Origin of the sequence: Mesorhizobium sp. M4B.F.Ca.ET.089.01.1.1, assembly GCF_004022605.1 — a bacterium.
GTDB classification, from domain to species: domain Bacteria; phylum Pseudomonadota; class Alphaproteobacteria; order Rhizobiales; family Rhizobiaceae; genus Mesorhizobium; species Mesorhizobium abyssinicae.
This window is the reverse complement of the sequence record NZ_RZOS01000285.1, coordinates 1-7,468: the sequence shown is the minus strand read 5'-3', so window position 1 is coordinate 7,468 and position 7,468 is coordinate 1. Positions and strand designations below refer to the sequence as shown.

Annotated in this window: 11 protein-coding genes; 3 read left to right on the top strand and 8 right to left on the bottom strand. The window is 65.0% G+C overall.

Annotated elements, in window-relative coordinates:
- Positions 1 to 768: tyrosine-protein kinase family protein (locus tag EN780_RS22870; protein WP_245500079.1), on the top strand; the 768-nt coding region annotated here is incomplete at its 5' end.
- Between the two features lie 63 nt (positions 769 to 831).
- On the opposite strand, the gene EN780_RS22865 is transcribed toward EN780_RS22870, so the two are convergent.
- Entirely contained in the window at positions 832 to 2,058 is a 1,227-nt protein-coding gene (locus EN780_RS22865; RefSeq protein ID WP_128275390.1) for a GNAT family N-acetyltransferase, read from the bottom strand.
- Between the two features lie 91 nt (positions 2,059 to 2,149).
- On the opposite strand from EN780_RS22865, the gene EN780_RS22860 reads away from it, so the two are divergent.
- Complete coding sequence (locus EN780_RS22860) at positions 2,150 to 3,208, top strand: polysaccharide deacetylase family protein (protein ID WP_128275389.1); 1,059 nt, start codon at positions 2,150 to 2,152, stop codon at positions 3,206 to 3,208.
- A 160-nt stretch (positions 3,209 to 3,368) separates the two neighbouring features.
- On the opposite strand, the gene EN780_RS22855 is transcribed toward EN780_RS22860, so the two are convergent.
- From EN780_RS22855 to EN780_RS22825, 7 genes are all read right to left on the bottom strand, one after another.
- Positions 3,369 to 3,767, bottom strand: a complete 399-nt coding sequence (locus EN780_RS22855; protein ID WP_128275388.1) for a DUF1801 domain-containing protein — start codon at positions 3,765 to 3,767, stop codon at positions 3,369 to 3,371.
- Between the two features lie 53 nt (positions 3,768 to 3,820).
- Entirely contained in the window at positions 3,821 to 4,267 is a 447-nt protein-coding gene (locus tag EN780_RS22850; RefSeq protein ID WP_128275387.1) for a DUF1801 domain-containing protein, read from the bottom strand.
- A 6-nt stretch (positions 4,268 to 4,273) separates the two neighbouring features.
- Positions 4,274 to 4,495, bottom strand: coding sequence for a hypothetical protein (locus tag EN780_RS22845; protein ID WP_127392204.1), 222 nt, complete (start codon positions 4,493 to 4,495; stop codon positions 4,274 to 4,276).
- 37 nt (positions 4,496 to 4,532) lie between these two features.
- The gene (locus EN780_RS22840) at positions 4,533 to 4,925 is read right to left on the bottom strand and encodes a VOC family protein (RefSeq protein WP_127392205.1); all 393 of its coding nucleotides are present in this window, start codon (positions 4,923 to 4,925) and stop codon (positions 4,533 to 4,535) included.
- A gap of 75 nt (positions 4,926 to 5,000) precedes the next feature.
- Positions 5,001 to 5,411 carry an SRPBCC domain-containing protein gene (locus EN780_RS22835; RefSeq protein WP_127392206.1) on the bottom strand — a complete coding sequence of 137 codons (411 nt, stop codon included), beginning with the start codon at positions 5,409 to 5,411 and terminating at the stop codon, positions 5,001 to 5,003.
- A complete protein-coding gene (locus EN780_RS22830; RefSeq protein ID WP_127392207.1) occupies positions 5,408 to 5,731 on the bottom strand; it encodes a metalloregulator ArsR/SmtB family transcription factor in 324 nt (107 codons plus the stop codon). The genes EN780_RS22835 and EN780_RS22830 overlap by 4 nt, the downstream gene beginning before the upstream one ends.
- A 268-nt stretch (positions 5,732 to 5,999) precedes the next feature.
- Positions 6,000 to 6,215, bottom strand: coding sequence for a DUF2842 domain-containing protein (locus EN780_RS22825; RefSeq protein ID WP_126054916.1), 216 nt, complete (start codon positions 6,213 to 6,215; stop codon positions 6,000 to 6,002).
- Positions 6,216 to 6,367: 152 nt separating this feature from the next.
- Between EN780_RS22825 and EN780_RS22820 the strand changes: the two genes are divergently transcribed.
- Positions 6,368 to 7,468 (top strand): COX15/CtaA family protein (locus EN780_RS22820; RefSeq protein ID WP_133372679.1); only part of this gene is annotated, 1,101 nt, incomplete at its 3' end.

Sequence of the window (7,468 nt, the reverse complement as noted above, 5' to 3'; positions counted from 1 at the left end):
CGCCCGCTTCGGGCGAATCGAGCAGGTCGAGATGCCGGTTGCCCGCGTCGAGCCGGCACTGTCGATGCCGGGCTGGCCAGGGATCGCCTGGCTGATCGAGAGGTTCAGCCGGAGGCCGCCACCGCAGCGGACGCACTGGACGAAAGCGCCGCGCCGAAACCCTCGGCGCTGGGCGAGATCGACATCGAGAAGGCGGCGGAGAAGCTGATCGCCTCGGGTGCCGCGCGCGCCATATTCGTGTCGCCGGAAGGCGACGAGGCCGCCGCTTCCGCCGTGCTGGTGGCGCGCGAGGTGTCGGACGCCGGCCTGCGCGTGCTGCTGCTCGACCTCACCGCTTCGGGCGCCGCCTCTCGGCCGATGCTGGACAGCGCGCTTTTTCCGGGGATCACCGATCTGCTCGCCTCCGAGGCGCAGTTCAGCGACGTCATCCACGCCGATCTCTACTCGGACTGCCACGTGATCCCGGTCGGCACCGCTGATCCTGCCCGCGCCATGCGCGCCGCCGACCGGCTCCCGATCATCATGCAGTCGCTGACCACCGCCTACGATCTCGTCGTCGTGGAATGCGGCCCGGCCGACGCGCAAGGCATCGGCCGGCTGGCGGGCGAGGCGACAGAAGTCTTCCTTTCTATGCTGGAGGCGGACGACGAGGTGACACAGGCCGCGGTCAAGCTGATCGAGAACGGCTATCCCGAGCTTACCCTGGTGACGCCGCTCGGCCACGAGTCGCCGGGAACGCCGGTCCCGGGACGGCGCACGGCGGCATAAGACAGGGATCTGCTCCGGCCGCCCGCCGGCGCAGAGCTCCACGATCCCAGCGATTCTATATGGCTAGCTGTCGTCCTCGCTCGCAGGGGCCGCCTGTCCGGCGGCCTTGCGGCGCAGCATCTTGGTCAGCTTCCAGATGAGCGGGCTGTTCTTGATGAAGGCCTTTGTCCGCGCGCCCTGCCGCATCGCCAGCGCCAGCGCGCGGCCTTTCAGCGTCAACGGCGCCATCACCTCGAAATGCTGCGTCTCGACATCGCACCAGAGCCGCTTGTAGGGCTCGTCGCCGACCGAGAAGTCATAGACGCCGAAGCCCGTTTCGCAGGCTTCCTGGATGTTGTCGAAGAACAGGAAGTCGCCGGGGCTGGTGAAGGCGAGATCGTCCTCGGCGATCGCCCCGAACTCGCAGATCAGGCGCTTGCCCGACAGGCTCGATCCGGTGACGGCGCGCAACTTGCCGGCGACCTCAAGCCCGTGCAGCACGAAGGATGGTTTTGTTTCCGTCAGCGCTTCGCTGAACAAGGCGCGAAAGAAGGCGCGAACTTCCGGCTCGCCGAAGACATTGGCGATGCCCATCTTGCGGAAGCGGACCTCCTTCATTTCGAGGAAGGCATCGAGCAGCCTGTCCACATCCTCGCGCGTGCGCGCCTCGATGCGGCGGAAGGCACCGACCGCCTCGAATTTGCGCGTCTGCGAACGGTGCTTCTTGCGCTTGCGCTTGCCGCTGGCGCGCGCCAGCAACGCGTCGAAGCCGCCGTCGAGATCGACGCCGAGCGATAGATTCGGGCTCGGAAAATGGGGCAGGGCGGCGAGCGGATTGCCGGCGCCGTCAAGGTCGGGCAGCAGCCGCTCCAGCGAGATCAGGTCGATGTCGGGCCGCGCCCTGGCGATGCCCGCCAGCATCGAACGGATCGCCGCGGCGTTGGCCATTGGCAGCCAGCCCGGTGCGACAGCGGCGAAATTGCCGTTGGCATGGCGGCCGCCCATGAAGCGGGCGACGCGGAATGGTCCACGACGAACGACTTCAAGGGCCAGCGCAAGCACCGGCTCGTCTTCCATATGGAGTGCCGCGACGACAATGTCGGGATGAACCGCTCGCGCCCAGTTGCGGATCCAGCCGTCACTTTGCGCCGGCGCAAACAGCGCAGAACCGCAGAATCCCGCATAAGTTGCAAGCGCCGCGACGTCGCCGACGGTAACCGACAGGCCAGCCTGACCGACCGGCGAGGTGCGTGGCGACGTCTCGCTCGCGGCCAGCCGATTGCCGTCAAATGACGCGCTAGCGTCAACCATACCTCAATCCTTAAGGCGTATTGGTCCCAGTCAGGGGGTACGCGTGGGCGCGTTCCGTGCTTGGATGAGCCTAGGCGCAAAAGGTGAAGGAATGATCGACGGGGGCGAGGCAATCCGGAAACTGGCGCTGAACCTCGCCCGCTACACCGGCCTTGCGCCACTGGCGAAGCCGTTTGTCGGCGGCATCGGCGCCATTCTGATGCTGCACCGGGTCACCGCGACGCCGGAGAAGCCGAACGGCGTCAACCGTCACCTGAACATTGCGCCCGGCTTCCTCGATGCCCTCATCGCCGACATGAAGGCCGAAGGCTACGCCTTCGTCTCGCTGGACGAGGCGATCGAACGCATCGCGCGCGGCGGCAAGGGCGGCCAGTTCGCCACCATCACCGCCGACGACGCCTATCGCGACAACATGACCGAAGCGTTGCCGGTGCTGGAAAAGCACGGCGCGCCTATCACCATCTATGTCGCGCCCGGCCTGATCGACGGTGCCGCCGACCTCTGGTGGGACGTGATCGAGGATATCGTCAACGCGCGCGACCGGCTGACGCTGCCGACCCTAGACGGCGCGGTGACGATCGATTGCTCGACCCGCGGGAGGAAACTCCAGGCCAACGCTCGGCTGCATGGCTGGCTGACGGTGGAGGTGCGCGAGGAAGACCAGCGCGCGACGCTGCGCGAATTTGCGCGCGTGAACGGCATCGATCTGGCGACAAAGCGCCCGAGCACGCTGATGAGCTGGGACGAGATCCGGGCCATGTCCGGGCACGGGCTGGTGACGATCGGCGCTCACACCGTCAACCATCTCAACCTGAAACGGCTTTCGGAGGCCGACGCGCGGCATGAGATCGGCGATGTCCGGCGCATATTGCTGGAGAAGCTCGGTCAGGAGCCGCGCCATCTTGCCTATCCCTATGGCTATGTCAGCGCAGTCGGCTGCCGCGAAGTGGGCTTTGCCCGCGATGCCGGCTATATCTCGGCGGTGACGACGCGCCACGGCGTGCTGCGCGCCGAGCATGCCGGCTTCCTGCATGCCCTGCCGCGCATCTCGGTCAATGGCCGCTACCAGAGCGTCGCCCATATCCGCACCATGCTGTCGGGCGTGACGACGCCGCTCGCCAATGCCGGCAAAATGGTGGTGACGATCTAGGTCTGTCGATATTCAGGTCAGCCTGCAAACGCCGCTTTCCTGCGCTTCCGGTGCTCACGTACTTTAAGTACGCTCCGCTCCGGTTCTCGGAAATCACCTTTTCGACTCGGCCTGACCTGAATCTCAACAGACCTTGGCCGCCGCCGGTCGATCGCGCGGACTATTTTCTGGCCTTGGACTTGTTCAGGCTCACAGCCGCGCGAACCAGCGCCTTCAGAGCCTCCGCGTTTATCGCATCGCCCTCGTGGAAATCGATGGCGCGCCTGGTGTTGCCCTCCAGGCTGGAGTTGAAGAGACCGGAGGGGTCCTCCAGGGCGGCCCCCTTGGCGAAGGTCAGCTTGACCACGGCCTTGTAGGTCTCGCCCGTGCAGATCATGCCGGCGTCCTCCCAAACGGGAACGCCTCTCCATTTCCACTCCTCGACGACGTCGGGATCGGCCTCCCTGATCAGGCCGCGGAGCTGGCTGAGCATCCGGCCCCTCCAGTCGCCCAACTCCTCGATCCTGGCGTCTATCAGCTGCGAAGGAGACTTGCTTTCCGGCGATGCGCTATTGTTCATGGTTGGCTGTCACTCCCTTCGTGTTGTTGTTGCGCCATGTAGCCGTCGTCCGGTCACATCCGTTCGCCGGGCAATCGGCTGGCCTGCTTCACCCATTCGGCGAACTGGGCTTCATCGACCTGATCGTCCTCGCGAATGTCGAGGTAGCGCGTTTCCTTGGTCCTGGACTCGCCTGGAGGCAGCGGGTTGAGCGACGTGCCGCGGAAGAAGGCGACCTTGACGTATTTCGTGAAGCAATGAACGCCGAGGAACCAACCTTGGCCCTCGACCCCGTAAAGCGGCGAGTTCCATTTGACCGCCTTCTCGACGCCGGGGATGGCGCGCGCGATGAGCGCGTCGAGACGGCGGCCGACATCGCGCTTCCAGCCCGGCATGGCGGCAATATAGGCCTGCACCGGGGCGTCGCCATAGCCCTTGGCGATCTGCGGGTTGCCGCCTGAAAGCAGGACCGGCTCTGTGCCGGCCCGCTTGGCGTTCGATTGTCCGCGCGTCTTCGCCATCCGTCCCTATCCGCCCACGCGCTGCTCGCTACGCGACTTGCCGGTGTAGGGCAGCACGAACATATAGAGGCCGGAAAACAGCAGCAGGAAGAGCGGCAAGAGCGGCGAGTATACCACCCAGGCGGGCGGCTCCCCCAATGCCATGGCGACGAAGTTGGCGATGACGGTCACCGTAAAGACGATCGACAGCCAACGGTGAATTTGCCGAATCCACTGGCTAAAGTTCAATACGACCTCCTCTGAGAAATGAGCGGAAAAGCCCGCGCTACCAGCGCGCCAGCTGGGTGATCTGGACCAGGTTGCCGCAGCTGTCGTTCACTTGCGCAATGGTCGAGCCGGTGACCGTGGTCGGCGCCATGGCGAAGGCGGCGCCTCGTGCCTTGAGGCGCTCGTGGTCGCTCTCGATATCGTCGGTGAAGAACATGACGGCGGGCTGGCCCTGCTTGAACATGGCCTGCTGGTAGGACTTGGCCGCGGGATTGTCGTTCAGCGCCAGCTGCAGCTCGGTGCCCTCCGGCTCGTCGGACGAGGCGACGGTCAGCCAGCGAAACGGCCCGTTGCTGAAATCGGCCTTCTTGGTGAAGCCGAGAACGTCGGTGTAGAAGGCGAGGGCCTTTTCCTGGTCGTCCACATACACTTTGGTCAGCTTGATCTTCATTCTGTTTCCTCCATTGGCATCGTGCGCGGCATAGCGCGTGGTGAACGTGGGCTTGACTTGAACTGCCGGTAGACTTCAGTCCATCCGCGCCAGCACCTGCTCCAGGGCTGCAAGGTACCTCGGCCAGCCGACGGTGGCGCCCCGGTAGTAGGGTTGCTGATCCGGCCGGAAGCCGGTCTGCTCCATGCGTAAATGGGTTCCCGTGCTCGTGGGGGTGAGCGTCCAGGTGACGACGCTCTCGAGATCCTTGGTGTCCCAACTGTAGGACAGCGTCTTGTTGGGCTCGACCGTTTGGACCTGGCAGTCGACGCCGCCCCAGTCCGCGCTGACACTGAAACGATGGTCCACGACCGGCTTGAAGTTGTTCTTCATCAGCCACTCCTCGATCAGATGCGGTTGCGTCAGCGCGCGCCAGATCTTTTCCGGCGGATAAGGTATCTCCCGCTCGACGACGACGGAGCGGGTTTCGGTTGCAGTATTGATCATTGGTCCATTCTTTTGAGCAGATCCTCGAGGTCGTCGAACCGGCTCTCCCAGAAGCCGGCCATCTGGCGTGTCCAATCCATCAGGGGAGCAAGCGCGCCTAGCTGCGCGCTATAGTGGGTCTGCCGTCCCTCATGGCGGTCGCGCACCAGCCCTGCCTGCCTCAGGACGCCGAGATGCTTCGACACGGCTGGCTGCGACACCCCGGACTGGGCCGTAAGGGCGCCCACGGTCTGCTCTCCCTTTTGGCACAGTCGTTCGAAGATGGCGCGCCGGGTCGGATCGGCAAGTGTCCTGAACAGCGCGTCGTGGGCATTCGTCATGGGATCGATAACCCGGTGGCTATTGATTGACGTATAACCATTGAGATATGTGTGCGTCAAGCGGGAAGGTGGAGCGGCGCGATGATCCTGGTCCTGGGAGTCGCAAGGAACGCTGGACTTCATGCGCCGGTGCCGGCGCCGCGGTCAACTTCATGTCACCGTCGCGGATGGCCGGCCCGGAGCATCAACACTTGTGGAAGTAGCGAGATGTGTTCGGCGCGCGCAATCACATCACATTCCCGTTTGCGCCCTTTGCAGGCGCCGGACTTCAGCCTTTGGGCCGCGGTTCGATGATCAGCCACTTGATGATGCCCATCGCCGGCAGCACCCACAGCAGGCCGCTCAACAGGAAGAACAGGAGATGCACCAGCGGACTCGATTCCGACAGTTGGGCAACCGCCACGATCGACGCCACCAGCGCGTAGATGACGACCAGCGCAACCAGCAGCACGGTTCCGATCAGCTTTTTGAGGCGAATGGGCATGTCGCGATCTCTTTGACGGCTATCGCTTAGGCCGATCGCAAGCTGCACGCAACCTGTCATTGGCGGCGCGACGGCGTGCCGCGCTGCCCGGCCTTGCCACCGGGGCTGCCTTGGTCCACCAATCCCGCGACCTCAATTGCCGGAACACAACCATGGCCGCCATCACTGCTGCCGCACCCTATGCCGCCCGCGATCGCGACCTGCGCAACCGGGCGCAGGTGCGCGGCTGGCTATATTTCGTGCTTCTCGTGCTGTTCGCCCTGGTGCTGGTCGGCGGCGCCACCAGGCTTACCGAATCCGGCTTGTCGATCACCGAATGGCAGCCGATCCACGGTGTCATCCCGCCGCTCAACGACGCCGAGTGGCAGGAGGAGTTCCAGCGCTACCAGCAGATCCCGCAATATGCCGAGCTCAACAAGGGCATGAGCATCGCGGCGTTCAAGTCGATCTTCTGGTGGGAGTGGGTGCACCGCATCCTGGCGCGCAGCGTCGGCGTGGTCTTTGCCCTGCCGCTGCTGTTCTTCTGGGCGACGCGGCGTATCGAGCGCGGTCTGGGGCTGAAGCTCGTCGGCATCCTGCTGCTCGGCGGCCTGCAGGGCGCCATCGGCTGGTGGATGGTCGCGTCCGGCCTGGTCGACCGCGTCTCGGTCAGCCAATACCGGTTAGCCACGCATCTCACGCTGGCGGCGCTGATCTTCACCGCGACTATGGTAGTGGCGCGGGGGCTGGCGCCGCATTCCGAGCCCGCCGCCGATCGCTCGACGCAGCGGCTTGCCGGCGTCATCGTGCTGCTGGCGCTGGTGCAGATCTATCTCGGCGGGCTGGTCGCCGGGCTCGATGCTGGTCTGAGCTACAACACCTGGCCGCTGATGGACGGCAGGGTGATCCCCGGCGATCTGCTCCTGCTCGAGCCCGCCTGGCGCAACTTCTTCGAGAACCCGAAGACGGTGCAGTTCGTCCACCGCATCGGCGCCTACACGGTCTTCGCGGTAGCGCTCTGGCACATGATCGCGACGCGCCGGCGCCTGCCGGGCACCACCCATGCGCGCCGCGCCACGCTGCTGTTTCTGATTGTCCTGGTGCAGGCCTCGATCGGCATCGGCACGCTGTTGATGCAGGTGCCGCTGCACATGGCGCTGACCCATCAGGGTTTCGCGCTGATCCTGCTCGGATTTGCCGCCGCGCACTGGCGCGGCACCAAGGGCGCCTATCCGCTACCGACGAGACCGCCGATGAAGCGCAGGTACGTGCTC